We start from the raw sequence: 26,046 nt of genomic DNA, 5'->3' as shown, positions 1-26,046 counted from the left end.
AATGTAGTGATAAATTATGGGCAATTAGGTGGAAAATAACACTGAATGTTGATTTATGAATAACCAAGTAGGCGACGACGTGATGTTATTATTAAATCTAAACAATGCACAAATGCAATAGATAGGCTGTTATGCATAATAATACCCGTAGAATATTTGTGTGTAATTAAGCGAATCATTTGCCTGGTTTTTGTACAGCAAAGCCAGGCTGAATCGCTTTGTTTCACATAAATATCCCTATTGTGTAAAAAAAGCCAGTCAACTTGATAGAGATCAACCACAGCGGGGGGGGCAAATCCTTAGCATTGCGCCCTTGAAAGCATTCCACCAGACGAATGCGCACAAACAGGAAACTGCAGAATGGTTGAGGATTCTTTTTTATCCGCTCACGGCATCAATCGCCGTGACTTTATGAAACTGTGCGCGGGCATGGCCGCCACACTAGGGTTAAGCTCCAATGCGGCGGCGGAAATGGCGGCGGCAATCACCAGCCCACAGCGTCCCCCGGTGATTTGGATCGGCGCTCAGGAGTGCACGGGGTGTACTGAAGCCCTGTTACGCTCGACTCACCCGACCTTGGAAACCTTGCTGCTGAATACCATCTCGCTGGAATACCATGAGGTGTTGTCATCGGCGTTCGGTCACCAAGTGGAAGAAAACCTGCACAATGCCATGGAGCGTTATAAGGGCAAATATGTCCTGGTGGTCGATGGTTCCATTCCGCTGAAAGATGGCGGGGTCTATTGCATGGTGGCGGGCGAACCGATCGTCGATCAGATCCGTAAGGCTGCCGCCGATGCGGCCGCGGTGATCGCCATCGGCTCTTGCTCTGCCTGGGGTGGCGTACCGGCGACCGGCGGCAACCCGACCGGCGCGGTCAGCTTGGAAGAGGCGTTAGGGCATCCGGTGATCAACATCCCGGGCTGTCCGCCGAACCCGCATAACTTCCTGACTACCGTGGTCTACTACATCACCTACGGTAAGTTGCCGGAGCTGGACAGCAAGCATCGTCCGCTGTTCGCCTATGAGCGTCTGATCCACGAGAACTGCGAACGTCGTCCGCACTTCGACGCCGGTCGTTTCGCCAAAGAGTTCGGCGACTATGGTCATCGTCAGGGATGGTGCCTGTATCACCTCGGTTGTAAAGGGCCGGAGACCTACGGTAACTGCCCGACGCTGGAGTTCTGCGACATCGGTGGCGGTATCTGGCCGGTGGGCATCGGTCACCCGTGCTATGGCTGTAACGAGCAGGGTATCGGCTTCACCAAGGGGATCTTCCAACTCTCCAGCGTAGAAAACCCGACGCCGCGCGCGGAAAAACCGCTGGTGGACAATAAAGAGGGCGGCCACATTTCGCCAACAGCTACCGGTCTGATCGGCGGTGCGCTGGGTATTCTGGCCGGGGTCAGCCTGATGGCGGTGCGTGAACTGGGTCGCCAGCAGAAGCGTAATCAGGCGGATCAACACGATTCACGGGAGGAGTAAACCGTGAACAGACGAAATTTCCTTAAATTCGCCTCCGTCGGTGCGCTGGCGGCTGGCACTGCCGCGTCCGGCAGCGCCCAGGCGGCGGCCGAGAATAAACCGCCGATTCCAACGGCGGTCGGGATGCTGTATGACTCCACCCTGTGTGTGGGCTGCCAAGCCTGTGTCGCAGAGTGCCAGCGTCTGAATAAGAATGCGTTGAACCCGAACGGCGATCCTATCTGGTCGAACAACGACAAGTTGACGCCCTATACCAATAACATCATCCAGGTATGGCGTGATGGTAGCGGGATCAATAAGGATCAGTTGGAGAACGGCTACGCTTACATCAAGAAGCAGTGCATGCACTGCGTCGATCCTAACTGTGTTTCAGTCTGCCCAGTTTCGGCGCTGAAGAAGCACCCTGTCACCGGGATCGTCATGTACGATCCAGACGTTTGCACCGGCTGTCGTTACTGCATGGTGGCCTGTCCGTTCGACGTGCCGAAGTACGATTACGATAACCCGTTCGGGGCGATCCATAAGTGCGAACTGTGTAATCAGAAAGGGCTGGAGCGTATCGATCAGGGTAAACTGCCGGGCTGCGTCGAGGTGTGTCCTGCCGGTGCGGTGATCTACGGTACCCGTGAAGAGCTGCTGGCCGAAGCCAAGAAGCGTCTCGCCGCGCGTCCCGGCTCCGAGTATGCCTATCCGCGTCAGACGCTGCACAGCAACGACAGCTACCTGCATCCGGTCGCGCACTATCAGCCGTATGTCTACGGCGAGAAAGAGGGGGGCGGGACGCAAGTGCTGGTGCTGGCGGGCGTACCTTACGAGAAGCTGGGGATGCCGCAGTTGGATGAGTTGTCGACCGGTGCCCGTTCCGAACATATTCAGCATACGCTGTATAAAGGCATGATCCTGCCGTTGGTGGTCTTGGCCGGTCTTTCGGTAATGACCTATCGAAACACCAAGAATCACCATGACGGAGACGATGATAATGAGTGAGCATAAAGCCAGTCCGCTCGGCGGGCGTCTGGTCAGCTGGCCCGTCGTGTTGCTGGCCCCCTTCATCCTGTTATGCGGGATGTTTATCCTGAAGCGTTTGATCTTCGGTATCGGTTCTGTTGCCGATCTGAACGGGGGATATCCCTGGGGGATCTGGATCGCCTTCGACCTGTTGATCGGTACCGGTTTCGCCTGTGGCGGCTGGGCATTGGCCTGGGCGGTGTATGTCTTTAACCGCGGCGAGTATCATCCGTTGGTGCGTCCGGCGCTGCTGGCCAGCCTGTTCGGTTACTCTCTCGGCGGCCTGTCCATCACCATTGACGTCGGCCGTTACTGGAACCTGCCGTACTTCTACATTCCGGGGCACTTTAACACCTCCTCGGTATTGTTCGAGACGGCGGCCTGTATGACGGTGTACATCGGCGTCATGGCGCTGGAGTTCGCCCCGGTGATCATGGAGCGTTTTGGCTGGAAGGTTTCGCTGAAGCGGCTGAATAAAGTGATGTTCTTTATTCTGGCGTTGGGCGCGTTGCTGCCGACTATGCACCAGTCTTCCATGGGGTCGCTGATGATCTCCGCCGGTAAGAAAGTGCATCCGTTGTGGCAAAGCTATGAGCTGTTGCCATTGCTGTCGGTGCTGACCGCGTTCATCATGGGCTTCGCCATCGTGGTGTTCGAAGGTTCGCTGGTGCAGGCGGGGTTGCGCGGACGCGGCCCAAACGAGAAGACCCTGTTCGCCAAATTGGTGCGCGTGATCCAGGTGTTCCTGCTGATCTTCTTGGCGCTGCGTTTCGGTGAACTGGCGATGCATGATAAACTGCACTACTTGTTCCAGTTTAATCGCTACGCCATCAGCTTCTGGTGTGAAGCCATGCTGATGTTGTTCCCGCTGCTGGCATTCTGCTCTGCACGCTGCCGTGAAGACTCGCGTATCCTGTTCGTCGGGGCCTTGAGTATGCTGCTCGGCTCGGCGCTATGGCGTTTGAACTATTCGTTGCTGGCTTACTCGCCGGGCAACGGCTACGGCTATTTTCCAACCTCCGAAGAGGTGCTGATTTCGATGGGCTTCGTCGCCATCGAGGTCGTTGCTTATTTGCTGCTGATCCGGTTGTTACCGGTATTGCCAGCGCTTGACCATTTAAAACACCAAGGTTATCAGGCCCAAGGGAAAGCTAAAGTATGAGCCAACGTATTACTATCGACCCGATTACCCGCATCGAGGGCCACCTGCGCATTGATTGCGAAATCGAAAACGGCAAGGTGACCAAAGCCTGGTCATCCGGCACCATGTGGCGCGGGATGGAAGACATCGTGAAAGGGAACGATCCGCGCGATGCCTGGATGATCGTGCAGCGTATCTGCGGCGTATGTACCACCATTCACGCCATCGCCTCCGTCCGTGCGGTGGAGAGCGCCGTCGGTGCTAAAGTGCCGGTCAACGCGCAGTACATTCGTAACTTGATCTTGGCGGCGCATAGCATCCATGACCACATCGTTCACTTCTATCAACTGTCTGCGATGGACTGGGTGGATATTACCGCCGCGCTGAAAGCCGATCCGAACAAGTGTGAAGCGATGTTGCAGGGCGTCTCCGCCTGGAAACTAAACAGTGCCGGTGAATTCGCTAAGGTACAGCAGAAGATCCGTAACTTGGTCGACAGCGGTCAGTTGGGTATCTTCGCCAACGGCTACTGGGGCCACAAGGAGATGAAACTCTCCCCGGAAGTGAACCTGATCGCCGTCGCGCACTACCTGCAAGCGTTGGAGTGCCAGCGTGACGCTAACCGCGTGGTCGCTATCCTGGGTGGTAAGTCTCCGCACATCCAGAACTTGGCGGTCGGCGGTGTCGCTAACCCGATCAACCTCAACGCGCCGAGCGTGCTCAACCTGGAGCGCCTGATGTACGTCAAGATGTTCATCGAACGTCTGGGCGACTTCATCGAGCAGGTCTACAAAGTGGATGCGGCGATCATCGCGGCCAACTATCCGGAGTGGATGACATTGGGCCGTGGCGCCAAACATTACCTGAGCGTGCCGGAGTTGCCGACCGACGGCGACGGCGGTAGCTTCCTGTTGCCGGGCGGCTACATCGAAAATGGTGATATGGCTAACTACCGTCCGATCACCAGCCAGCAGGATCCATGGCTGATCGCCGGTATCGCCGAGTCCAGTAAGCACGCCTGGTATCAGGATGACGCCAACCTGAAGCCGTGGGAGGGTAAAACTGAGCCGAACTACACCGGCTGGCAGGAAGACGGCAAGTATTCCTGGGTGAAATCGCCGACCTTGTACGACCAGGTGGTTGAAGTGGGCCCGTTGGCCGATCTGCTGGTTAAGCTGGCCGCCAAGCATGAAGACACCGTTAAGCATTACAATGAGGTGAATGGCCTGTACCACAGCCTGACCGGTCAGAAGTTGCAGGTCGAACAGTTGCACTCCACCATGGGCCGTATCATCGGTCGCGCGGTGCGTTGCTGCGTACTGAAAGATACCTTGATGCAGCAATGGCAGGCGCTGATCGACAACATCGGCAAAGGCGATCATGTCGCTTATATCCCGGCCGAAATCGATCCGAATAAAGAGTACCGTGGCGTCGGCTTCGAAGAGGCACCGCGTGGTGCGCTCTCTCACTGGATCGTCATCAAAGGCGGCAAGATCGCCAACTACCAGGCCGTGGTACCGTCAACCTGGAACTCCGGCCCGCGTAACGGCCAGGATGAACCGGGCCCGTACGAACAAGCGCTGGTGGGTACCCCGGTAGCCGACATCAACAAGCCGCTGGAAGTGGTGCGTACCGTGCACTCCTTCGACCCGTGCATGTCTTGTGCGGTACACGTGGTGAATACCCAGGACGGCGAAACCACCAAGGTAAAAATCCTGTAATGAATACGCTGATTCTCGGGATTGGAAACCTGTTGCTCAGCGATGAGGCGGTCGGCGTGCGTATCGTCGAACGCCTACAGCGCGACTATCACTTCCCGGCTAACATCGAGCTGATGGATGGTGGCACCGCCGGCATGGAGCTGTTGGAATACCTGGCCTGTCGCGATCATCTGATCGTGGTGGACGCGGTGCTCAGCGGCAACGAGCCGGGCACGGTGATCACCCTTCGTGACGACGAGGTGCCGGCAATGTTTAGTCGCAAGATCTCGCCGCACCAGCTGGGGCTGGCCGATGTCTTATCGGCGTTGCGTTTGACGGACGAGTTCCCTAAACAGCTGACGCTGGTAGGGGTCGAACCGCAGTCGCTGGAGCCCAACATCGGTCTGACGCCGGCGATCGCCAGCGCGGTACCGGTCGCGATGGATCGGGTATTGGCCATCCTGCGTGAGCAGGGAGTACAGGCCAGGCATCAGGGAGATAGGCATGCACAGTGAAGAGAATGCTATGCAGCGTGACGAGCATGCGCTGGGTATGGCGGCCGCGTGCGTCGGGTTCGAGCATGATCCTGCCGCGTTGTTGGTCGAGCAGTATCAGCAGATCGCCCACGGCGAGATGCATGATCTGCCGTTCTTCCGCGCCGGGATCCCGGTTTGTGCCGTGATGCGTCCGTTTGAGGGCCAGTGGGTCGGTTGTGTGCTGACTCCGTGGATGTTGAGCGTGGTGATCCTGCCGGGGCCGGATCAAGCCTGGCCGGAACGTAAGATCGGTGACCGTCTGGCGCTGCAACTGCCACGCGGTAACATGACCTTCATGGTCGGCGAACTGCCGCAGAGCGGGCAACTGCTCTCCTGTTCGCTGATGTCGCCTCTCGATCCCCATTTGCAGGCGGAGCAGGCGGAGCAATTGATGCACGACACCTTGACCATGTTGCTCTCTTTGCCGGTGGCGGAGGCGCATGACGTCGACCTATCACGACGTGCGTTGTTCAGCCGTCGCGGTTAATCCCCGCGCGTTAACGCTAACAAACACCCCGCGTTCGCGGGGTGTTTTTTTTCACTGGTTAACAGGCTGGATGATTAGGCGCCTTCGAAGTGATACTTCAGGTCGGTGGCGTGGGTCATTTTGGTCACGACCTGACTGGTCAGTTGATCGGTCAGCTTCAACGCGCGCCGCATGGTCTGATCCTCAAACTGTTGCAGCAGTTGCTGGGCCTTCTTCGGCTGAGACTTGTAGAGCGTCAGGTATGCTTGCTCCATGCTCTGCTGACGTTGGGCCGTCTGCTGCTCGAACTGATGGTAGGCGCGCTGTACATCAGGCGCATAGGCGTTGTAATCCTGCATCACCAGGGTTTGCAGCGTGCGGAACTTCCAGTTGACGGAGTCATCGCTAGCCTGATCGCTCCCCTTGTCATAGCCCGGCAGGTAGTGCTCGATGCCTTGATAGTAAGGAACATAGACACTGAGCGCAGACATGCCGAAGGCGACATATTCCACTTCGCCGATCGCCTTGGGTAGGTTCGGGCGTACCTGGAGGATGTGCGACTCTTGGGTGCGGAACACCGAGATCGGGCGGTAAGGCTCTTTCGGGTTGTTGTTGGCATAGGGGTCGTGCGCGGTCCCCTGATAATGGTTACGCAGCGCCTGCTCTACGTCGGTAATACTGATTTTCTTGGCCGGGGTGAGGAAGACCGGGAAGTTTTTACCGTCGGTGATGGTGGTCTTCAACTGCGGGTTGAACAGGTGCTGAAGGGTCCAGACGCGCGGGTAGTTATAAGTCACATCGTTGGCGAGGTCTTGAGAATAGGCCTTGTGGAAGTCGAAGGCGCCGTCTTTCGGGCTGTACAGGCCATGCTGTTCGGCAAAGCTGATCAGGGTCGGAGAGGCTAGGTAGTTTGCGGTGTCTTTCGGATCATATTGACGCAGCCGGCCCTGATTGGCCGAGACAAAGTACTTGTCAGCCGGCAGACGGGTCGCCATCCACTGATGGCCGCTACCGGTTTCCAGATACCATAGATCGTGCTGGTCGACGAAGGCGACGCCGAAACCTTCCCCAGCGCCCTGCTGTTCGATGATCTTGCCCAGCAACTCGACGCCCTCCCGCGCGCTATGGATACGCGGCAGGATCACGCTCTGAATGGCGTCTTCGGTGATGCCGGTCTTCTCTACATAGGGATCAAATTTCAGTGCCGGTTGACCATTGTAGATGGTTTCGGTCGCCGTCATCCCGACGCCGGCCGAGTTGAAGCCCGCTTCCCCCATCGACGTGTCTTGGGTATCGAAGTCGTGGATGGCGGTATAGCTCAGGGCTTCTTTGGGCAGCGGGTAAGTGAAGTCATTGCCGTGGGATTTAAACACCCCATGCTGATTATGGGCCGCTGGGTGGATGACCATATGTTTGGCATTATTGGCTGAGTAGTCTTCATTACGTGCAGTGATAAAAGAACCATCGGTCGTGGCTTGATTGCCCACCAGTATCGTGGTGCAAGCCATCGCTTGGCCCATACATAGGGTCGCAATTGTGGCCGCCAGTAGAGTGGTTTTCATAAGTAACTCCAATAGTTATAAGTATTGTAAAGCCTCTTCACCTTAGATCGGGCTACGGTCAGTTACAAAGCCTGCTAATAAAAACAGCGTTACCTTTTGTAAGCAGAAATGACCAGGTTAGGGATATGGGATAGTCGTATGAGCGGCGGGCATAAAAGCAGCAATAAATGTGATTTATCTCACTTTATGATGTAATAGTAACAGGGCGACTAATTGTTGGTGTGATGGTGGTCAATGAATATGGCGTATTCGTCGCTACACTACGCTTTTTGTATCAGGAGAGTCTGTGATGTCCGTTCTACTTGCCATTGCCTTAACTACCGGCATCCTGTCTGCCGTGTGGGGCTGGCTCGCCATCAGTCTAGGACTGTCGGCCTGGGCCGGCTTCTTGGGCTGTACCGCCTATTTCGCTTGCCCGCAAGGCGGTTTGAAAGGACTCGGTATCTCGCTCTGTACGTTGTGCAGCGGTGTATTCTGGGCGGAGATCATCATCAACGGCAGTGCATTACAGCCGCATTTGGAGCTGTTGGGCTATGGGTTGACCGGAGTGGTGGCGTTCCTGATGTGCGTTCAGGCGCGTCAGCGCTGGCTCTCTTTTGTTCCCGGTACCTTCATCGGCTGCTGCGCTACCTTCGCTGCCGGCGGTGATTGGCGCTTGGTATTGCCGTCGCTGCTGCTTGGCTTGTTGTTCGGTTATGCGATGAAGAACAGTGGGCTGTGGTTGGCGGCGCGTAGTCGGCATAGCGCCGCCGCTAACACGGATGAGGTAGGCGCCCGGTAACGCGTTGTACGCCCCCGCTGGCGGCTTTTTCGCCGATTGTCCGCCAGTGCGAGCGATATCACTTTCATGCGCTGTTTTTCTGCCTAATCCCCCGTATAATTCATGGCTTAACGCTTTTATCCCCGACCGAGGTTGTCGTGCATCAATTTACCACTCTGATCGAACGCATCGTCCCCTTGTTAGACGCAGTGGCCCACTCCGGGCCGGGACTGGTCAGAGTGGCGCTGCCTTTCCGAGCGCAAGCGGGGGAGGGAATGTTGGCGTGGCTCGCCTCGCAACCACTCTATCCTCAATTTTATTGGCGTCACCGTAGCGACGAAGAGGAGGCGGCGGTATGCGGCGCCTTGCAGATCTTTCGCGATGCCGAACAAGCCCAAGCCTTTATCCGTCAGCAGAATAACCCGGCGTTACGCATCTGGGGTCTGAATGCTTTCGATCGCGTGGCGGTGCCAGGGATCGGTGAGGTGGCGAGTCTCCTCTTTTTGCCCCGACTGGCGCTGTTGCGTCGTGGCGATGAGGCGGAGTTAGTGGTCTATCTGTACAGCGATCACTCGCTGCGCGACGATTTGGCTTGCGCCTTGCGCGATCTGGCTACCTTGTTACCGCCTCAACCGTTGGGCTCCTTACAGGCTACGGTGTTGAGTGCGGCGCATCAACCGGATCGCACCGCCTGGTGCGCCCTGCTGCAACGCGCATTGGCCGCCATTGCCCGCAATGATTTCGCCAAGGTGGTGATGGCGCGCCGCACCACCTTGACGCTAAGTGAGCCGTTGCGCGCGGCACAGTTTCTCGCCGCTAGTCGAGCGGTAAATCACCGTTGCTATCACTTTATGCTGGCACTAGCGCCGCATCGCGCCTTCCTCGGTTCGTCGCCGGAGCGGTTATATCGTCGTATCGGGCGCAAGCTGGAGACCGAGGCGTTAGCGGGCACGGTGGCACGTGGCGAAAACGATGAGCAATGCCGCGCCAATGCGATTTGGCTGATGCAAGATGGTAAGAACCAGCATGAAAACCTGCTGGTGGTGGACGATATTTGTCAACGGCTGCGTGGCAGCGCCGGGGCACCGACCCTGGAGGTGATGGCGGCGGAGATCGTGACATTGCGTAAAGTCCAACATCTGCGACGCACCATTCATGTGACGCTGAATCAGCAGGACGATGCCGACTGCCTGCGCCGTTTGCAGCCGACGGCGGCGGTCGCCGGCTTGCCTCGAGAGCCGGCGCGGCGTTTCATCATGCGAGACGAGCCGTTCGATCGCGGTTGGTATGCGGGCTCGGCCGGTTACCTCTCCCTTACCCGGGCAGAGTTCGCTGTAGCCCTGCGTTCGGCGTTGGTCGCCGACCAACAGATCCACCTGTATGCCGGGGCCGGTATCGTCGCCGGTTCCGATCCGCAGCAGGAGTGGCTAGAGATCGAGAATAAGGCGGCCGGACTACGCACCCTCTTGGAGGGTGAAAGCGTGTGAGCGTGACGCGGCTCTTTGAACCGACGCGCTGTTATCGTGAGCGTGCATCGATTGAGGTCTGGGAACGCCTGGTGTACCATATTGGTCATACTTTAGATTTGATTTTCTTTTAAATCATGGTGTTATGTTTCCCTTACCGGGGTTACGCGATGCCAACGCGTGCGTCATTGGCTGGCGCAGCCAGCCCGCTCGCCTGAGCGCAGGACGCGCAATCCGCTAAGTAACTATTGAGTCGCCATGTCATCTATTCTGTTTAACCGTCGCTGGGCTACGGTGCTGCTTGAGGCGTTGACCCGTCACGGTGTATATCATGTCTGCATTGCTCCCGGTTCCCGCTCCACGCCGTTGACCATGGCGGCGGCGGCCAATCCCCGTCTCCACTGCCATACTCACTTCGATGAGCGCGGGCTGGGCCATCTGGCGCTCGGCTTGGCAAAGGTCAGCGGTCAGCCAGTGGCGGTGATTGTCACCTCGGGAACCGCCGTTGCCAACCTCTATCCGGCGCTGATCGAGGCCGGGCTGACGGGAGAGCGTTTGATCTTATTGACCGCCGATCGCCCGCCTGAGCTGATCGACTGCGGTGCCAATCAGGCGATCCGCCAGCAGAACATGTTCGCCTCTCATCCGAGCGAAACCCTTAACCTCCCCCGACCGACCCCGGACATCTCCGCCGCCTGGCTAGCCTCTAGTGTCGACAGCGCTATGGCTCGTCTCGATCATGGTGCGTTGCACATCAATTGCCCCTTCGCCGAACCCCTGTATGGCGAGGACGACGACGATCAGCAGGCTTGGTCGGCGGCGTTGGGGGATTGGTGGCAGGGGCAAACGCCCTGGTTACAGGAGAGTGTGCCCTATGCGGGGGCGGCACCGCTGGGTGAGGCCGATTGGCCGCAGTGGCGTAGCCGGCGTGGCGTGGTGCTCATCGGTCGCGTACATGCTCGAGCCGGGCGTCTGGCCGCCGAGTGGGCCGCTACGCTGGGGTGGCCGGTGATCGGCGATGTGCTGTCGCAAAGCGGCCAGCCGTTGCCCTGTGCCGATCTGTGGCTGAATCATCCCGCCGCGCGCCATGCGCTGGCGCAGGCCGAGTTGGTGGTGCAGTTTGGGGCCAGTCTGACGGGCAAGCGGGCGCTACAGTGGCAGGCAGCCTGCCAACCACAGCGTTATTGGCTGATCGATCCGCTGCCGGGGCGGCTCGATCCGGCCTGTCACCGTGGTCGTCGCCGGGTGGCAGCGATTGAGGCATGGCTCGCGGCCCATCCGCCCCTGCCACGCCAACCCTGGGCCCCCGAGTTGGCGACGTTGGCCGAGCGTGCCGCGCAGTGCGTAGCGGATGAGGTGCAAGAGTGTTTCGGTGAGGCGCAAGTCGCCCACCGCCTGGCGCAGCTGTTGCCGGCGCAAGGGCAGCTGTTTGTCGGCAATAGCCTGATCGTGCGGTTAATCGATGCGTTGGGGCAGTTGCCAGCGGGTTATCCGGTGTACAGTAACCGTGGCGCCAGTGGTATTGATGGATTGGTTTCTACTATCGCCGGGGTGCAGCGCGGTGCAGGAAAGCCGACGCTAGCGATCCTCGGGGATCTGTCGGCACTTTATGATATCAATGGGTTGGCGCTATTACGCCAGGTCAGCGCCCCGACAGTGGTGATCGTGGTGAACAACAATGGCGGGCAGATCTTCTCCATGTTGCCAACGCCACCGGCGGAGCGAGAACGTTTCTATTTGATGCCGCAGAACGTGGATTTCCGCCATGCAGCGGCATTGTTTGATCTACGTTATGCCTGCCCGACAGACTGGGAGGCCCTGTGCGCCGCGGTCAGCCAGGGCTGGCAGCAGGATGGCTGTACGCTGATCGAGTTACGCGTCCCCAGTACGGCAGGGGCCGAGACGCTCCAACGCTTGCTGGCCAAGGTGGCGACGTTGTGATCTTAGCCAGCCAGCGTCTACCCGGGCGGCATCCTGCGGCGCCGATCCTGGTGTGGCTGCATGGTTTTCTCGGCAGTCAGCAAGAGTGGCTCCCCTTGGCGCGGCAGTTGCCCGAGTTCGCCCATCTGCTGATCGATCTACCGGGACACGGTGCCTCGGCGACGTTGCGGGTGGCCGATTTTGCCCAGTGTGATGCGGCGCTGCGGGCGACCTTGGCCGCGGCCGGGGTGACGCGCTATGGGCTGGTCGGCTATTCATTGGGGGGACGGTTGGCGATGTACCATGCCTGCCACGGCGCAGCCGGATTGTGGGCGCTGGCGATCGAAGGTGGTAATCCCGGTCTGACGACGCCGGCGGCCCGCCAGGCTCGGCGCGAGCATGACGCCCGTTGGGCCGCTCGTTTGCGTGGTGAACCGATGGTGCAGGTGCTGGCGGACTGGTATCGTCAGGCGGTCTTCGCCGATCTGGACGCGGCACAGCGCCAAGCGCTGGTGATGTTGCGCGCCGCTCAATCCGGTGAGGGCTTGGCGCAGATGCTACAGGCCACCTCGTTGGGTAATCAGCCGCCATTAGGGGCGGCCTTGGCCACGTTACGCTGTCCGCTGTGTTATCTATGCGGTGAGCGGGACGCTAAGTTTCGCGCGCTGGCCGAGCATTGGCGTCTGACGCCGCGTCTGATCGCCGACGCCGGACATAATGCCCATCGCGCCAATCCGCAGGCGTTTCTCTGCGCACTGCGTGATTTTTTAACCACATGTCATCCCGGTTGAGGCGCCAGATGCGCTGAACCCGGGCCGAATCATCATTAACAGGAAGCGTATTATGCTGTATCCGAGCGAACAAGAGCTGTATGCCCCGATCGCGTGGCAAGATTGCAGCGGCGACTTTGAGGATATTCTCTATCACAAGTCGGCCGACGGGATCGCCAAAATCACCATCAACCGCCCGCAGGTGCGTAATGCTTTCCGTCCCTTGACGGTGAAGGAAATGCTGCATGCGCTGGCCGATGCGCGCTATGACGACGGCATCGGGGTGATCGTGTTGACCGGTGCCGGCGACAAGGCGTTCTGTGCCGGCGGCGACCAGAAGATCCGTGGCGACTACGGCGGCTACCGCGATGATAGCGGCGTCCACCATCTCAACGTCCTCGACTTTCAGCGCCAGATCCGCACCTGCCCGAAGCCGGTAGTGGCGATGGTGGCCGGTTACGCGGTCGGCGGCGGCCATGTGCTGCATATGATGTGCGATCTGACCATCGCCGCCGAGAATGCCCAGTTCGGTCAGACCGGGCCGAAGGTCGGCTCGTTCGACGGCGGCTGGGGCGCCTCCTATATGGCACGCATCGTCGGCCAGAAGAAGGCGCGCGAGATTTGGTTCCTGTGCCGCATGTACGACGCTCAGCAGGCGCTGGACATGGGGTTGGTCAACACCGTGGTGCCGTTGGCAGCGCTGGAGCGCGAGACCGTACGTTGGTGCCGTGAGATGCTACGTAACAGCCCGATGGCGTTGCGTTGCCTGAAAGCGGCGCTGAACGCCGACTGCGATGGCCAAGCCGGCCTTCAGGAGCTGGCGGGTAACGCCACCATGCTGTTCTACATGACGGAAGAGGGTCAGGAAGGGCGTAACGCATTCAATGAGAAGCGTCAGCCGGACTTTTCCAAATTTAAACGGAATCCGTAATGCGTCAGGTCTCGTTGTATCGCTACAGTCTGCCGGTGGAAGCCGGTGTCGCGCTGCGTAACCAACGGCTGAAAAGCCGCGAGGGGTTGCTGGTACGCCTGAGTGAGGCGGGGCGTGAGGGGTGGGGCGAGATCGCGCCCCTGCCGGAGTTTAGCCGAGAGACGTTGTCCGAGGCGCAGCAGGCGGCCACCGACTGGCTGGCGGCTTGGCAGGCGGGCGAGAGCCCGGCGGAGAGCGCGCTGCCTTCGGTCGCCTTCGGTGTGAGCTGCGCGTTGGCGGAGTTGGACGGCACGTTGCCGCAAGCGGCTAACTACCGCTCGGCCACGTTGTGCAACGGCGACCCTGACGCCCTGTTTCATGCGCTACAGTCCATTCCGGGCGAGAAGGTGGCCAAGGTCAAGGTCGGGCTCTACGAGGCGGTGCGTGACGGGATGATCGTCAACCTGCTGCTGGAGGCCTTGCCTGATTTACGTTTGCGTCTGGATGCTAATCGCAGTTGGACGCGCGCCAAGGCGGATGGTTTCGCCAAATATGTTAATCCGACCTGGCGTGATCGCATTCTGTTCCTGGAGGAGCCCTGTAAGACGCGCGATGAGTCGCGGGCTTTCGCGCGTGACACGGGCATCGCCATCGCCTGGGATGAGAGTGTGCGCGATCCTGACTTCCGCGTCGAGGCCGAGCCGGGCGTCGCGGCCATCATCATCAAGCCGACCCTGACCGGCAGCTTGCAACGTTGCCAACAGCTGGCGCAGCAGGCACAGCAAGCCGGCCTGAGTGTGGTGATTAGCTCCAGTATTGAGTCTAGTCTGGGGCTGGGGCAATTGGCGCGTCTGGCCGCCTGGCTAACGCCGGGCACGGCGCCGGGGCTGGATACTCTGGCGCTGATGCGTGCGCAGCTGCTGCGCCCTTGGCCGGAGAGCACGCTGCCGCTGTGGGGACGCGATCAGCTGGACGAGGTCTGGCGGGCGTGATGATCTTCGGCGATTGGCCATGGCGTCACTGGGCGCGGCAACGACCAACGGCTTGCGCATTGCGTCTGGCGGGGCAGGAGGTCGATTGGCAGCAGTTCGCGCAGCGCGTCACGGCGTTGGCTGCGGGCTTAGCGGAGCAAGGCGTGACGGCGGGCGCGGTGATCGCCCTGCGTGGTAAGAACAGCGTCGAGATGCTGTATGCCTATCTGGCGTTATTGCAGCTCGGCGCGCGAGTGTTACCGCTTAATCCGCAGCTTCCCGAGACACGTCTGGCCGAACTGCTGCCGTCGTTGACGGTAGCAGCATGCGTGGATCTGGCCGGGGAAACCCCCATCACCTGGCCCGCCAGCGTGGCGGTGTTATCCCTACGATCGAGGGCGGGGGAGGCCAGCGCTGCGTGGCAGCCTGAACGCCAGGCGACGCTGACGCTGACCTCTGGGTCGAGTGGTTTGCCCAAGGCGGCGGTACATAGTGCCGCTGCGCACCTGGCCTCGGCGGCGGGGGTGCTTAGCCTGATGCCATTGAGCGCACAGGACAGTTGGCTGCTGTCGCTCCCTCTGTTCCACGTTTCGGGACAGGGGATCCTCTGGCGCTGGTTGCTGGCCGGAGCCTGCCTAGTCTGGCGCCCGATGCATCCGTTGCATCAGGCATTGGCTGGCTGTAGTCACGCCTCACTGGTGCCGACTCAGCTGTGGCGCCTGTTGCAGTCGACGCAGCCAGTGGCGTTGCGCGATGTGCTGTTGGGCGGAGCGATGATCCCGTTAGCCCTGACGCAGGAAGCCGAGGCGCGTGGCATTCGTTGCTGGTGCGGCTATGGCCTGACGGAGATGGCGTCGACCGTCTGCGCCAAACGGGCCGACGGCTTGCCTGGGGTCGGTCACGCGTTGCCGGGACGAGAGGTGCGTCTGGCCGCGGATGGCGAAGTGCTGTTGCGTGGCGCAAGCCTGGCCTGCGGTTACTGGCAGGCGGGGCAGTTGCGCCCGTTGTTGGCGGACGATGGCTGGTTCCATACGCGCGATCGCGCAGTATGGACGGCGGGCGAACTGTGCATTCAGGGACGCATGGATAACCAATTCTTCAGTGGCGGAGAGGGGATCCAGCCGGAGGATATCGAGCGTATCCTGTTGCAGCATCCCGCCGTGTCACAGGCTTTCATCGTGCCGGTGGCGGATGCCGAATTCGGCCAGCGCCCCGTGGCGGTGGTGGAGAGTGAGGTGGCGCTGACGGTGCTAAGTGCCTGGCTGGCGCCACGTGTGGCGCGTTTTCAGCATCCGGTGGCGTGGTTGCCGTTGCCCGCTGCGCTGAAAGGCGGGGGGATCAAGATCGCCCGACGCCAAGTACAGCAGTGGGCGCAGGCGACCTATCAGACATCGTCCAACGCTGAACGCTAGTCTTCCCTGCCGGTGGTGTCACCTCCGTTGATAAGGCTTAGTCTTAAAGTGAGCGTCTCGTAGGGTGACGAGACGCTTTTTTTATTCTGTTTCCGTCCGCTTACCGTTATGCTAACGCCGCCACGGCGCACTGCGCCAGGTTGCCTGATGTCGCCACCCACATCGATAGACGAGGTGTCGCCGTCGAGTCGGGGCATCGGCGGGCATGGATCGGCCAGGGCCGTCCGTAGGACGGTGAATGTCTGGCCTAGGCCGGGGCGGCTCTCCCGTACGACGGGAGAGTGGCCCGGCATCGGGAGGCGGTTATGGGACACATTTTTTTAATGATTGATAAGGAAAATTCAATGAAGAAGTCGTTTTACTGCCTGGTAGCTGGCAGCGCGCTACTGCTGAGCGGGGCGGCGCAGGCGATCAGCTTGAATGGGCAAGCCGGGAAAAACTTCACTAATTTTGAAGCGGGTTTAGGGACCGAATCCTCGGGCCTGTACTCCACCCTGAACTGGGCGCACAGCGATAACGACGGCGATATCGTTGGCCTGGGTCTGGGGTTGGGCATCCCCTTGGGCTCCGCCATCGTCTCTGTCGGTGGTAAGGCCATGTATTTGAATCCGAAGCACAGTGGCGGCGGCAGCGACGATTACGCTGTGGCGATCGGCGGCGGCATCAATCTGCCGTTGGGCCAGAGCTTTGCCCTGTACGGCTCCGCCTACTACTCGCCGGACTCCCTCTCCAGCGGGATCAAGGATTATACGGAAGCCACCGGCGGTGTGCGTTGGAATGTGATGCGTCCGCTGAGCGTGGATGTCGGCTACCGTTACGTCAATCTGGCCGGGAAAGACGGTCACCGCGATAACGCCATCGCCGATGGCCCTTACGTCGGGGTTGGCCTCAGCTTCTGATGCCTCGCAGGGCGGCAGCACGCCGCCCTCTTAATGCTTCCCATATCCCCATTGCTCAGTACATCAACGGTAATCCCAATCCGCGTTTGACCGCCATCAGCGTCTGTTGGCTGACCGCCCGTGCCCGCTCGCTTCCTTGACGTAAGATTTGTAAGAGCATGGCCGGATCGGCGAGAAATTCGGCACGTCGCTGGCGTATCGGCGCGAGCAATTCCTGTAGGCACCCCTCCAATTCACGCTTGCATTGGCTGTCGCCAAGGCCGCCTCGCCGGTACTGTTCCTTCATTTGTGCCACGCGCTCGGCATCGGGATGAAAGGCATCCAGGTAGGTGAACACCACATTGCCCTCGACACGACCTGGATCGCTGACGCGTAGGTGTTGCGGGTCGGTATACATGGCGTGTACCGCCGTGCGGATCTGTGCGGCGGTCGCGCCGAGGGGCAGTGCGTTGCCCAGGGACTTCGACATCTTGGCGTTACCGTCGATGCCCGGTAAACGCCCTACTTGGCTGAGAATCGCCTGGCAGGGACGCAACACGGGCTGTGGCAGCAGGCGATTCATACGTTGCACCAACTCGTTCGTCTGCTCCAGCATTGGCAATTGATCGTCGCCGACCGGGATGCGCTCGGCATTGAAGGCGGTGATATCGGCAGCCTGGCTGACCGGATAAAGCAGAAAGCCTGCCGGCAGATTAGCGCTGAAGCCCTTCTGGGTAATCTCTGCTTTGACCGTCGGATTGCGTGCCACCCGCGCCACGCTGACGATGTTCATATACAGCATGGTCAGCTCGGGGAGGGCCGGGAGGGCCGATTGCAGACACAGAGTGGTGCGCGAGGGATCGAGGCCGACCGCCAAATAGTCGGCCATCACCTGTAGGATATTGTCCGCCACCTTGCGCGGATTGCTGCCATTGTCGGTTAACCCTTGTAAGTCGGCGATCATCACATACAACGGGAAACGACGCTGCAATGCGAGGCGTTGGCGCAGCGAGCCGACGTAATGGCCGAGGTGCAGCGGGCCGGTAGGACGATCGCCACTCAGGCAGACGGGTGGCTGGGCAAATTCGAGATCGGTCGATAACATGGTCGTACTCCATTTAAGCGATAAATACGCCGAAGTGCGACCCTCTGAAAAACGCATCAAGCCGCCTTCCGGCGGCTTGATGACTGAGATTACTCACACACAGTAACGTGCCGCCGCGAGATACGACGCCACCAACCTACTACGCTGTACTGAGAGTGTGTGCGATTCATTCCATTACCTTACTCGTTTACCCCACCTCGGGCAAGAGGCCGGTAGCGATCGCCAATTGGATGGCGATCACCGCGCCACCACACAGTAACACCAGCCAGAGCAGCGGGCGTCCGCCTGCGACGCGGTAGCCGCTGCTCTGCTCGCCATGCTGGCGACGGGTTTGCCAGACGAGTAGCGCGGGCAGCAACAGAGCCAGTACCGCCAGCGCGATAGCGGCATAGCCCAGCGCCATCACGAATCCTTGCGGGTAGAACAAGGCGAAAGCCAGCGGCGGCAAGAAGGTCAACAGCCCCGTTTGCACGCGTCCGCTCGCGTTACGACGGCGCTTAAAGAGATCGCCCAGGTAGTCGAACAATCCGAGGGAGACGCCGAGGAAAGAGGTCGCCAGCGCCAAATCGGCGAACAGATGCACCGCCAGCTCAACGTGTGGGGTCGCCACCACGGCACGCACCGATTGCAGTAGGCCATTTAACCCTGCATGGTTGGCCATCAGACCGAGGAAGGTGGTGTTGCTAATGCTACCCAAGGTGGCCAACTGCCAGAAGATGTAGGCCAACAATGGGATGGCGCTGCCGACGATGAAGATCAGTCGCAGGCGGCGCATGTCACCTTTCATGTAGCTGACGATGCTGGGGACGCTACCGTGGAAGCCAAATGAGGTGAAGATCACCGGGATGGCGGAGAGGGCCAAGCCCTTTTCCAGTGGCAGGCTGAGTAGATTGGTGTAGCGAACATGCGGCATCATCAGCGTCAACATCACCACCAGCAGGATGATCTTGGCGCTAAACAGCAGGCGGTTGAACAGATCGACGGAGTGGGTACCGACGCAGACGATGGTGCCGCCGACCAGGGTAAACAGCAACACACCAAGCAGCGGTGAGACGGGTAACGCCAGCCATTGACCGAGGCTGGCGGCCAGCAGCTCGCCAGCACCGCTAATGTAGGCGGCGGTGAGGGCATACATCAGAAACAGCATGCTGACGCCGGCCAACCATTGGCCGGGACGCCCGAGGTAGCGGCGTGCCAAGGTGCCTAATCCCTCATTCGCCGGCGCGTGCTGATAGACTTCGACCATCAGCAGGGCGGTATAGCACATCAGAGCCCACAGCCCGATCAACATTACCAGGGTGGTACTAAAGCCGACGCCGGCGGCGGCCAGGGGCATCGCCAACATCCCTGCGCCGATCGTGGTCCCAGCCACGATAAAAATACTGCCAATAGTCCGATTCTTCACGCTTTCCTCTGCTTTACTGCTCCAGGGAGTTATTTCAGCGCAGCGTACGGGAAATTTTTGCCTCCGTCAAATCGGCGTTACATTATATGTAATAATAAGTTTACGTCATGAGCGGAATCCTATTTTGTGCGCTGCCCGCAGCGTAAAACGGGCCGCGGGCGTTGTCACCCGCGAGTGCACTTCTTAAAGTGGGACACGGCCTAAAACGGAGTGAATTATGTTACGAGTTGAGATGCTGAGCAGTGGCGATGAGGTACTACATGGGCAGATCCTGGATAGCAACGCGGCCTGGCTGGGGCGTTGGCTGTTCGATCATGGTTTGCCGCTGAGTGCGCGTGCCACGGTGGGGGATGAGATCGGTGCGTTGTGTGCCGCTATCGAGGCCGCGAGCCGCCGGGCTCAGGTGCTGATCGTCAATGGTGGCCTGGGGCCGACCAGCGATGATCTGACGACTCAAGCGGCGGCTCGGGTCGCAAACCTGCCCTTGGTCGAGGATAGTGAATGGCTGGCACGGATGCAGGCGTGGTTTGCCCAGCGAGGTCGAGCGATGGCGGAGAGCAACCGGAAGCAGGCATTGTTGCCCGCTGGCGCGCAGCGCCTGGATAACCCGATCGGCACCGCCTGCGGTTTTGCTTTGACGCTGCATGATTGTCTCGTTTTCTTTACACCTGGTGTGCCAAGCGAGTTTTACCGCATGGTAGAGCAGCAGATCATGCCGCGTATACAGCAGCATTTTGTGTTGCCTGCGCCGCCGCTGTGTCTGCGTCTGACCACCTTCGGGCGCAGCGAGAGTAGCCTGGCCGAGCAGTTGGATGGCCTGACATTGCCCGCCGAGTGTCGGCTCGGTTACCGTTCGGCGGCGCCGATCATCGAGCTAAAGTTGACCGGGCCGGCCACCCAGGCGGCGGCGATGCAGGCACTGTGGGCGCAGGTGCGCACCTTGGTGGCCGCGAATCTGTTGTATGAGGGCGAGCAAAGTGTGGCGCGGCGGGCCAGCGCGGCGCTACACCACGCGGGGCTGCGTTTGGCGCTCAGTGAGCAATTCAGCGCCGGCTTGATCCATGGCTGGCTGCGTGCGGCGGATGCACCGTTGGCCAATGGCGAGCTGCTAGCCGCGGGCGGTCATCCTTCGCTCTTTCAGGTGATGGGGCGGGCGCGTGAGTTGGCGGCCCGCAGCGGGGCGGCGCTGACGTTGGCCAGCGGCGAGCTGCTGGCGGGCCAACTGACCCTGGCGCTCCATACGCCGCAAGGGAGTTATGGCCAGACGCTGCATTATGCCGCGGCTCATCATAGCCAGACGCTACGCCGCGAGGTCTGCGCGACCATCGCCCTGGATATGTTGTGCCGTTATCTGGCCGGGGCGTCGCCGTTCGGCGCGTATGAGTGGCCGACGCGCGTCGCCTGCGAGCATGCCGCCTAGCCCAGTTGTTGCAGCACACGTTCGATGGCCGCGTGCAGCCGTACGCGGTCGTGGCGGTAGGGAATGTCGTCGGCGGCTAGCACGCCTTGCACGATGCAGCAGGAGGGGGGCAGATCATGGCTGTCGGTTTGCGGGCCGACGATGACGGCATCGATGGCGCGTCCTCCCATCGCCGCTGTCATCTGCTGTAACTTTGCCGCTAGTCGTAATGTGCCGGCCGGGCTATGTTCGCGCGCCAGATTGCCGATGTAGACCAGCGGTGCGCGGCTGCGGTGCAGCGCCTGGCTCAGTTCCTCGACCAGTAGGATCGGCATCAGGCTGGTGAGGTAGCTACCGGGGCCGATCAGAATCAGGTCGGCGTGGCCGATGGCCTCCACCGCCTCGCGGGTAGCGCTGACGGCGGGTGAGAGGTACAGTTGGCGCGGCATGTGTGTCAGTTGGTCGATGTTGACCTCACCGTGAACCTGCGCGCCTCCGTCATCGACAGCGTAGAGATCGGTGGCCTGCTCCGACATGGGGATCAGTTGGGCATCGACCTTCAGTAGGCTACGGATCAGGTTGATGGCCTCCAGGGGACGCACGCTCAGATGGTCCAACGCCTTGAGCATCAGATTGCCCAGGTTGTGGCCGGCCAGCTCGCCCTGGCCGCCGAAGCGGTATTCAAACATCGCCGAGGCGACGCTGGGTTCGGTGATCAACTGGTTGAGACAGTTACGCATATCCCCCCAGGCGATCCCGCCTTCATCGCGGCGGATGCGGCCGGTCGAGCCCCCGTTATCGGTGGTCGTGACGATGCCGGTCAGGCGAGGCCCGAGGGTGCAGAGGGCTGACATGACACGGCCCAACCCATGACCGCCGCCGAGGGCGACGACGCAATCCAGATCGGCCAGGGTACGGTTTCGCATAAGGCTCCTTGTTGAGGCGCTGGCGCAGAGGGCGCCTAAGATAGCGGATCGGCGTCGAAAAGGCGATGCGAGGCATTCGGGGCGTGATATGTATCAATTGCAAGCGGCGCCAATTTGATTACTATGTGTAGTAACTTACTGAGATATAAGCGTTATATTTTTCATTATATAGCGATGACTGCGCTCCCCCGCCAAGGGGAGGCGGTCGCGGGTCGGTGATGTCGCGGGCTGGGGCGCTATGTTGCGCAAGACGGCTAGCCACGCGGCACGGCGGCCTTGGCCGTGACGATGCTACGCTTTGGGCGTCATCGGTGCGACTTTTTTGAACTCCGAGCCATGTTGCCTAAGTCCACGCAGTCGGCGGGATATGGCGTCTTGGCCGTGGCCTCGCGCCACCAGGGTGTCAGGTAGAAATGCCGATGCCTCCCGACTTGGAAAGGTGTTTATGGACTCCCAATTAACCGACGCTTTTGCGCGCAAGTTCTATTATCTGCGCCTCTCTGTCACCGATGTTTGCAACTTCCGTTGCACCTACTGCCTGCCGGATGGCTATCGCCCGGCTAGTCACGTCGCGCAGCGTTTCCTGTCGTTGGATGAGATCCGTCGGGTCAGCCGGGCTTTCGCCGCGCTGGGAACCGAGAAGGTACGTCTGACGGGGGGCGAACCCACGCTACGGCGCGATTTTTGCGATATTATCGGCGCCGTGCGTGAGAATCCAGGCATCAAGACCCTGGCGGTGACCACCAACGGTTATCGCATGGCACGCGATGTGGCCGCCTGGCGTCAGGCGGGGCTGAGCGCGATCAACGTCAGCGTCGACAGCTTGGATGCGCGGCAGTTTCACGCCATCACCGGCGAGGACCGCTTTGCGCAGGTGATGGCGGGGATCGACGCCGCCTTCGAGGCCGGCTTCGAGCGCATCAAGGTGAATACTGTGCTGATGCGCGGCGTCAACGATCAGAGTCTCAACGCCTTCCTACACTGGATCCGCCATCGCCCGATTCAGATGCGTTTCATTGAGCTGATGGAAACCGGCGAGGGCAGTGAGCTGTTTCGCCGCCATCATGTCTCGGGCGAGCTGATCCGTCGTCAACTGCTGGCGGCTGGCTGGCAGCGCCGCCTGCCCGGGCGGAGCGATGGTCCGGCCCAAGTATTCTGGCATCCGGACTATCAAGGTGAGGTCGGCCTGATCATGCCTTACGAGAAAAACTTCTGCGCCAGTTGCAACCGGCTGCGGGTTTCCGCCCTCGGCAACCTGCATCTGTGCCTGTTCGGCGAGCAGGGGATGACGCTGCGCGATCTCTTGCAACAGGATGAACAGTTGCCGGCGCTCCAGGCGCGCATCGCCGCAGCCCTACAACACAAGCGGGAGCGGCATTTCCTGCATCAGGGCGACAGTGGGCATACCCAGAATCTCTCTTTCATCGGCGGCTAGTCCGCCGGTTGGGCCAATCCGTAACAGCGAAAAAATTATGAGCCAGTTAACCCATATCAACGCGGCCGGCGAAGCGCACATGGTCGATGTCTCCGCCAAGGCGGAGACGGTACGCGAAGCGCGCGCCGAGGCCTATGTCACCATGCGTCCTGACACCTTGGCGATGATCATCGATGGCAAGCATCCTAAAGGGGATGTGTTCGCCACCGCGCGTATCGCCGGCATTCAGGCCGCCAAGAACACCTGGCAGTTGATCCCGCTCTGCCATCCGCTACTGCTCAGCAAGGTAGAGGTGACGCTGAGCGTCGAGCCAGCGCACCATCGGGTACGTATCGAAACCTGTTGCCGCCTGTGTGCGAAAACTGGCGTCGAGATGGAGGCGTTAAGCGCCGCTTCGGTGGCGGCCCTGACCATCTACGACATGTGTAAGGCGGTACAGAAGGATATGGTGATCGGGCCAGTGCGCCTGTTAGCCAAGAGCGGCGGTAAGTCCGGCGATTTCCGTGTCGAGGAGGCGTAATGATCCAAGTGCTGTTTTTTGCTCAGGTGCGTGAACTGATCGGTTGTGCTCAGCTGGCTTGCGAACCCTGCCGAGATGTGGAAACCCTGCGCCGACAGCTGGCGCAGCGTGGCGATAAGTGGGCCTTGGCGTTGGAGTCGGGTAAGCTGTTGGCTGCCGTCAACCAGACGATGGTGCCTTTCGATCATCCGTTGCAGGAGGGAGATGAGGTGGCCTTCTTCCCGCCGGTCACTGGAGGTTGAGATGACACAGAGTCGGATTGTCGTTAGCGCAGCCCACTTTACGGTCGGCGATGAGTACCAGTGGTTGGCACAGTGTGACGAGGAGGGTGCGGTGGTGACCTTCACCGGCAAGGTGCGCAACCATAACCTGGGGGATGACGTCAGCGCGTTAACGCTGGAGCACTATCCGGGAATGACGGAGAAAGCCCTGGCGCAGATTGTCGAGCAGGCGCGTGCACGTTGGCCGCTGGGGCGGGTGTCGGTATACCACCGCATCGGGCCGATGCAGCCCGGCGAGGAGATCGTCTTCGTCGGCGTGACCAGCGCCCATCGCGGCATGGCCTTCCAGGCGGCGGAGTTCATCATGGATTATCTGAAGACCCGCGCCCCCTTTTGGAAGCGTGAGGCGTCAAACGGCGGCGAGCGTTGGGTCGATGCGCGCGACAGCGACCGCCAAGCCGCCGAGCGCTGGTGAGCGTACACCGCCTGTGCGTGGAACATGGATTTCCCGGCGGGGCTAGCCTATAACTGTTGTGATCATCCGTAGACAAAAGGAGTCGAGATCATGGCAGTCATCGTTATTGTGTATCACAGCGGTTACGGGCATACCGCCCGCGCCGCTGAGGCGGTAGCGCAAGGGGCGCAAGGCATCGACGGCGTACAGATTACGTTGATGCCCATCGACAGCGAGGGCAATCTCCCCGAGCACGGCTGGGAGCAGTTGGCCGCGGCTGATGCCATCATCATGGGGTCGCCGACTTACATGGGTGGGCCATCTTGGCAATTCAAGAAGTTCGCCGACGCCTCCTCCAAACCCTGGTTCAGCCAGCTGTGGCGCGATAAGTTGTTCGCCGGTTTCACCAATTCCGCCAGCATGAACGGCGACAAGCTCTCGACCCTCGATTACCTGTTCCATCTGTCACAGCAGCATGGTGGGGTGTGGGTGGGGATGGGGATGCTGCCGGCCAACAACAAGGCGGCGCAACGTAATGATGTGAACTATATCGCCGGCTTCTCCGGACTGATGACCGTTTCACCCTCCGACGCGACACCGGATGAGGCACCCTTGCCGGGCGATCTGGAGACGGCACGGCGTTTCGGGGCTCGCGTAGCCACCTTGGCTCTGCGTTGGGGCGCTACGGCGTAATGGCGTAAGCCTGGCTGTACGCCGTCCGGGTGGCGCTTGACGGCGTATGGCGTGATTGTTTGCGCGAGATCGCGTTTTTTTATGTTAGGCTTAGCGGGATTAATCGAGGGTGTCCGCGCTATCCATCGCTGGCGGGCACAGTTTTTGTATGCATTATCAAGGGGCATTCCATGGATCGTTACCCACGTACAAACGGCACACTGGTTGAGCGTGCCGGTAGCGGCCTTCAGGCCTATATGGCGCAAGTATATGGCTGGATGTGCTGCGGATTGTTGCTGACGGCGCTGGTTGCCTGGTATGCCGCCCGGACGCCGGCGGTACTGGAACTGATCTTCGCCAACAAGATGGTCTTCTTCGGGCTGATCATTGTGCAACTGGGGGTGGTGTTCGTCCTGTCGGGGATGGTTAACCGCCTGAGCGGGGCTGCCGCTACCGGCTTGTTCATGTTCTACTCGTTGCTCACCGGGCTAACCCTGTCGAGCATCTTCATCGTCTATACCTACAGCTCTATCGCCAGTACCTTTGTGGTCAGCGCCGGGATGTTTGGCGCCATGAGCCTGTATGGCTATACCACGAAACGCGATCTGAGCGGGATGGGCTCGATCCTCTTTATGGCGTTGATCGGCTTGGTGCTGGCATCTGTGGTCAATATCTGGCTGAAGAGCAGCGCCCTGACCTGGATCGTGACCTACGCCGGCGTGCTGATTTTCGTGGGGTTGACGGCTTACGATACCCAGAAGCTGCGTGTGATGGGCGAACAACTGACGAGTGATGATCGGGACGGTTTCCGTCGTTATGCGATCATGGGAGCATTGACGCTGTATCTGGACTTTATCAACCTGTTCCTGATGCTGCTGCGTATTTTCGGCGATCGTCGCTAAACGCACGGTAGATTACGCCCGC

Annotated in this window: 25 protein-coding genes and 1 riboswitch; of the genes, 21 read left to right on the top strand and 4 right to left on the bottom strand. The window is 60.1% G+C overall.

Annotated elements, in window-relative coordinates; all coding sequences use genetic code 11:
* The first annotated feature begins 360 nt into the window (after nt 1-360).
* From hybO to hybE, 6 genes are read left to right on the top strand one after another with little or no spacing between them, the layout of a single operon-like run.
* Complete coding sequence (hybO, locus tag EHO01S_RS02665; protein WP_024522509.1) at nt 361-1,485, top strand: hydrogenase 2 small subunit; 1,125 nt, start codon at nt 361-363, stop codon at nt 1,483-1,485.
* Nucleotides 1,486-1,488: 3 nt separating this feature from the next.
* Entirely contained in the window at nt 1,489-2,472 is a 984-nt protein-coding gene (hybA, locus tag EHO01S_RS02660; RefSeq protein ID WP_024522508.1) for a hydrogenase 2 operon protein HybA, read from the top strand.
* Nucleotides 2,465-3,655, top strand: a complete 1,191-nt coding sequence (hybB, locus tag EHO01S_RS02655) for a Ni/Fe-hydrogenase cytochrome b subunit (RefSeq protein WP_024522507.1) — start codon at nt 2,465-2,467, stop codon at nt 3,653-3,655. The genes hybA and hybB overlap by 8 nt, the downstream gene beginning before the upstream one ends.
* Complete coding sequence (hybC, locus tag EHO01S_RS02650; RefSeq protein ID WP_024522506.1) at nt 3,652-5,355, top strand: hydrogenase 2 large subunit; 1,704 nt, start codon at nt 3,652-3,654, stop codon at nt 5,353-5,355. The genes hybB and hybC overlap by 4 nt, the downstream gene beginning before the upstream one ends.
* Entirely contained in the window at nt 5,355-5,849 is a 495-nt protein-coding gene (locus EHO01S_RS02645) for a HyaD/HybD family hydrogenase maturation endopeptidase (protein WP_024522505.1), read from the top strand. The genes hybC and EHO01S_RS02645 overlap by 1 nt, the downstream gene beginning before the upstream one ends.
* Nucleotides 5,839-6,357 carry a hydrogenase-2 assembly chaperone gene (gene hybE / locus EHO01S_RS02640; protein ID WP_024522504.1) on the top strand — a complete coding sequence of 173 codons (519 nt, stop codon included), beginning with the start codon at nt 5,839-5,841 and terminating at the stop codon, nt 6,355-6,357. Before EHO01S_RS02645 ends, hybE begins: the two co-directional genes overlap by 11 nt.
* Before the next feature lie 74 nt (nt 6,358-6,431).
* Here hybE and EHO01S_RS02635 read toward each other — a convergent pair whose 3' ends face one another.
* Complete coding sequence (locus EHO01S_RS02635) at nt 6,432-7,898, bottom strand: C69 family dipeptidase (RefSeq protein ID WP_024522503.1); 1,467 nt, start codon at nt 7,896-7,898, stop codon at nt 6,432-6,434.
* A 289-nt stretch (nt 7,899-8,187) separates the two neighbouring features.
* Between EHO01S_RS02635 and EHO01S_RS02630 the strand changes: the two genes are divergently transcribed.
* From EHO01S_RS02630 to EHO01S_RS02595, 8 genes are all read left to right on the top strand, one after another.
* Nucleotides 8,188-8,679, top strand: a complete 492-nt coding sequence (locus EHO01S_RS02630; RefSeq protein ID WP_024522502.1) for a DUF1097 domain-containing protein — start codon at nt 8,188-8,190, stop codon at nt 8,677-8,679.
* Between the two features lie 137 nt (nt 8,680-8,816).
* Nucleotides 8,817-10,145, top strand: coding sequence for an isochorismate synthase MenF (gene menF, locus EHO01S_RS02625; RefSeq protein WP_024522501.1), 1,329 nt, complete (start codon nt 8,817-8,819; stop codon nt 10,143-10,145).
* A gap of 237 nt (nt 10,146-10,382) precedes the next feature.
* Nucleotides 10,383-12,065, top strand: coding sequence for a 2-succinyl-5-enolpyruvyl-6-hydroxy-3-cyclohexene-1-carboxylic-acid synthase (gene menD / locus EHO01S_RS02620; protein WP_024522500.1), 1,683 nt, complete (start codon nt 10,383-10,385; stop codon nt 12,063-12,065).
* Nucleotides 12,062-12,835, top strand: coding sequence for a 2-succinyl-6-hydroxy-2,4-cyclohexadiene-1-carboxylate synthase (gene menH, locus EHO01S_RS02615; RefSeq protein WP_024522499.1), 774 nt, complete (start codon nt 12,062-12,064; stop codon nt 12,833-12,835). The genes menD and menH overlap by 4 nt, the downstream gene beginning before the upstream one ends.
* A 52-nt stretch (nt 12,836-12,887) precedes the next feature.
* Entirely contained in the window at nt 12,888-13,745 is an 858-nt protein-coding gene (gene menB, locus EHO01S_RS02610; protein WP_024522498.1) for a 1,4-dihydroxy-2-naphthoyl-CoA synthase, read from the top strand.
* Nucleotides 13,745-14,716, top strand: coding sequence for an o-succinylbenzoate synthase (gene menC, locus EHO01S_RS02605; RefSeq protein WP_024522497.1), 972 nt, complete (start codon nt 13,745-13,747; stop codon nt 14,714-14,716). The genes menB and menC overlap by 1 nt, the downstream gene beginning before the upstream one ends.
* Nucleotides 14,716-16,107 carry an o-succinylbenzoate--CoA ligase gene (gene menE, locus EHO01S_RS02600; protein ID WP_035370183.1) on the top strand — a complete coding sequence of 464 codons (1,392 nt, stop codon included), beginning with the start codon at nt 14,716-14,718 and terminating at the stop codon, nt 16,105-16,107. The genes menC and menE overlap by 1 nt, the downstream gene beginning before the upstream one ends.
* A 344-nt stretch (nt 16,108-16,451) precedes the next feature.
* Nucleotides 16,452-17,006, top strand: a complete 555-nt coding sequence (locus tag EHO01S_RS02595; RefSeq protein ID WP_024522495.1) for a YfaZ family outer membrane protein — start codon at nt 16,452-16,454, stop codon at nt 17,004-17,006.
* 55 nt (nt 17,007-17,061) lie between these two features.
* Here the strand turns inward: EHO01S_RS02595 and trpS are convergent, their stop codons facing one another.
* Together trpS and tyrP are read right to left on the bottom strand one after the other, a co-directional pair.
* Complete coding sequence (gene trpS, locus EHO01S_RS02590) at nt 17,062-18,090, bottom strand: tryptophan--tRNA ligase (protein WP_024522494.1); 1,029 nt, start codon at nt 18,088-18,090, stop codon at nt 17,062-17,064.
* Between the two features lie 187 nt (nt 18,091-18,277).
* Nucleotides 18,278-19,495 (bottom strand): tyrosine transporter TyrP, encoded by a 1,218-nt coding sequence (tyrP, locus tag EHO01S_RS02585; protein ID WP_024522493.1) that lies wholly within the window; start codon nt 19,493-19,495, stop codon nt 18,278-18,280.
* Between the two features lie 217 nt (nt 19,496-19,712).
* Between tyrP and EHO01S_RS02580 the strand changes: the two genes are divergently transcribed.
* Nucleotides 19,713-20,915 (top strand): nicotinamide mononucleotide deamidase-related protein YfaY, encoded by a 1,203-nt coding sequence (locus tag EHO01S_RS02580; protein WP_024522492.1) that lies wholly within the window; start codon nt 19,713-19,715, stop codon nt 20,913-20,915.
* Here the strand turns inward: EHO01S_RS02580 and yvcK are convergent.
* Nucleotides 20,912-21,820: a uridine diphosphate-N-acetylglucosamine-binding protein YvcK gene (gene yvcK / locus EHO01S_RS02575; protein WP_024522491.1), complete on the bottom strand. Its 909-nt coding sequence runs from the start codon at nt 21,818-21,820 to the stop codon at nt 20,912-20,914. The two genes, EHO01S_RS02580 and yvcK, sit on opposite strands and share 4 nt — an antisense overlap.
* Nucleotides 21,821-22,135: 315 nt before the next feature.
* Nucleotides 22,136-22,278: riboswitch (molybdenum cofactor riboswitch) on the top strand.
* On the opposite strand from yvcK, the gene moaA reads away from it, so the two are divergent.
* The 6 genes from moaA (at nt 22,266) to EHO01S_RS02545 (ending at nt 26,024) form a co-directional block, all read left to right on the top strand.
* A complete protein-coding gene (moaA, locus tag EHO01S_RS02570; protein ID WP_024522490.1) occupies nt 22,266-23,255 on the top strand; it encodes a GTP 3',8-cyclase MoaA in 990 nt (329 codons plus the stop codon). (Overlaps the previous riboswitch by 13 nt.)
* A gap of 37 nt (nt 23,256-23,292) precedes the next feature.
* Entirely contained in the window at nt 23,293-23,775 is a 483-nt protein-coding gene (gene moaC / locus EHO01S_RS02565) for a cyclic pyranopterin monophosphate synthase MoaC (protein ID WP_024522489.1), read from the top strand.
* Nucleotides 23,775-24,017 (top strand): molybdopterin synthase sulfur carrier subunit, encoded by a 243-nt coding sequence (moaD, locus tag EHO01S_RS02560; RefSeq protein ID WP_024522488.1) that lies wholly within the window; start codon nt 23,775-23,777, stop codon nt 24,015-24,017. Before moaC ends, moaD begins: the two co-directional genes overlap by 1 nt.
* 1 nt (nt 24,018) lies before the next feature.
* Nucleotides 24,019-24,471: a molybdopterin synthase catalytic subunit MoaE gene (gene moaE, locus EHO01S_RS02555; RefSeq protein WP_024522487.1), complete on the top strand. Its 453-nt coding sequence runs from the start codon at nt 24,019-24,021 to the stop codon at nt 24,469-24,471.
* Nucleotides 24,472-24,561: 90 nt separating this feature from the next.
* Nucleotides 24,562-25,143 (top strand): flavodoxin family protein, encoded by a 582-nt coding sequence (locus EHO01S_RS02550; RefSeq protein WP_024522486.1) that lies wholly within the window; start codon nt 24,562-24,564, stop codon nt 25,141-25,143.
* 170 nt (nt 25,144-25,313) lie between these two features.
* On the top strand, nt 25,314-26,024 hold the full coding sequence (locus tag EHO01S_RS02545; RefSeq protein WP_024522485.1) for a Bax inhibitor-1/YccA family protein: 711 nt from the start codon (nt 25,314-25,316) through the stop codon (nt 26,022-26,024).
* Nucleotides 26,025-26,046 lie beyond the last annotated feature (22 nt).

The sequence above is a fragment of the Edwardsiella hoshinae NBRC 105699 = ATCC 33379 genome (genome assembly GCF_000474215.1).
Lineage (GTDB): Bacteria > Pseudomonadota > Gammaproteobacteria > Enterobacterales > Enterobacteriaceae > Edwardsiella > Edwardsiella hoshinae.
Note: the sequence above shows the minus strand (reverse complement) of the source record. Positions and strands in the feature narration are given on the sequence as shown.

Bases quoted from the DNA above. Each gene is read 5' to 3' on its own strand.
- hybO (WP_024522509.1), top strand. From the start codon at position 361: ATGGTTGAGGATTCTTTTTTATCCGCTCACGGCATCAATCGCCGTGAC.
- hybB (WP_024522507.1), top strand. From the start codon at position 2,465: ATGAGTGAGCATAAAGCCAGTCCGCTCGGCGGGCGTCTGGTCAGCTGG.
- hybC (WP_024522506.1), top strand. From the start codon at position 3,652: ATGAGCCAACGTATTACTATCGACCCGATTACCCGCATCGAGGGCCAC.
- EHO01S_RS02645 (WP_024522505.1), top strand. From the start codon at position 5,355: ATGAATACGCTGATTCTCGGGATTGGAAACCTGTTGCTCAGCGATGAG.
- hybE (WP_024522504.1), top strand. From the start codon at position 5,839: ATGCACAGTGAAGAGAATGCTATGCAGCGTGACGAGCATGCGCTGGGT.
- EHO01S_RS02635 (WP_024522503.1), bottom strand. From the start codon at position 7,898: ATGAAAACCACTCTACTGGCGGCCACAATTGCGACCCTATGTATGGGC.
- EHO01S_RS02630 (WP_024522502.1), top strand. From the start codon at position 8,188: ATGTCCGTTCTACTTGCCATTGCCTTAACTACCGGCATCCTGTCTGCC.
- menD (WP_024522500.1), top strand. From the start codon at position 10,383: ATGTCATCTATTCTGTTTAACCGTCGCTGGGCTACGGTGCTGCTTGAG.
- menB (WP_024522498.1), top strand. From the start codon at position 12,888: ATGCTGTATCCGAGCGAACAAGAGCTGTATGCCCCGATCGCGTGGCAA.
- menC (WP_024522497.1), top strand. From the start codon at position 13,745: ATGCGTCAGGTCTCGTTGTATCGCTACAGTCTGCCGGTGGAAGCCGGT.
- menE (WP_035370183.1), top strand. From the start codon at position 14,716: ATGATCTTCGGCGATTGGCCATGGCGTCACTGGGCGCGGCAACGACCA.
- EHO01S_RS02595 (WP_024522495.1), top strand. From the start codon at position 16,452: ATGAAGAAGTCGTTTTACTGCCTGGTAGCTGGCAGCGCGCTACTGCTG.
- trpS (WP_024522494.1), bottom strand. From the start codon at position 18,090: ATGTTATCGACCGATCTCGAATTTGCCCAGCCACCCGTCTGCCTGAGT.
- EHO01S_RS02580 (WP_024522492.1), top strand. From the start codon at position 19,713: ATGTTACGAGTTGAGATGCTGAGCAGTGGCGATGAGGTACTACATGGG.
- yvcK (WP_024522491.1), bottom strand. From the start codon at position 21,820: ATGCGAAACCGTACCCTGGCCGATCTGGATTGCGTCGTCGCCCTCGGC.
- moaA (WP_024522490.1), top strand. From the start codon at position 22,266: ATGGACTCCCAATTAACCGACGCTTTTGCGCGCAAGTTCTATTATCTG.
- moaC (WP_024522489.1), top strand. From the start codon at position 23,293: ATGAGCCAGTTAACCCATATCAACGCGGCCGGCGAAGCGCACATGGTC.
- moaD (WP_024522488.1), top strand. From the start codon at position 23,775: ATGATCCAAGTGCTGTTTTTTGCTCAGGTGCGTGAACTGATCGGTTGT.
- moaE (WP_024522487.1), top strand. From the start codon at position 24,019: ATGACACAGAGTCGGATTGTCGTTAGCGCAGCCCACTTTACGGTCGGC.
- EHO01S_RS02550 (WP_024522486.1), top strand. From the start codon at position 24,562: ATGGCAGTCATCGTTATTGTGTATCACAGCGGTTACGGGCATACCGCC.
- EHO01S_RS02545 (WP_024522485.1), top strand. From the start codon at position 25,314: ATGGATCGTTACCCACGTACAAACGGCACACTGGTTGAGCGTGCCGGT.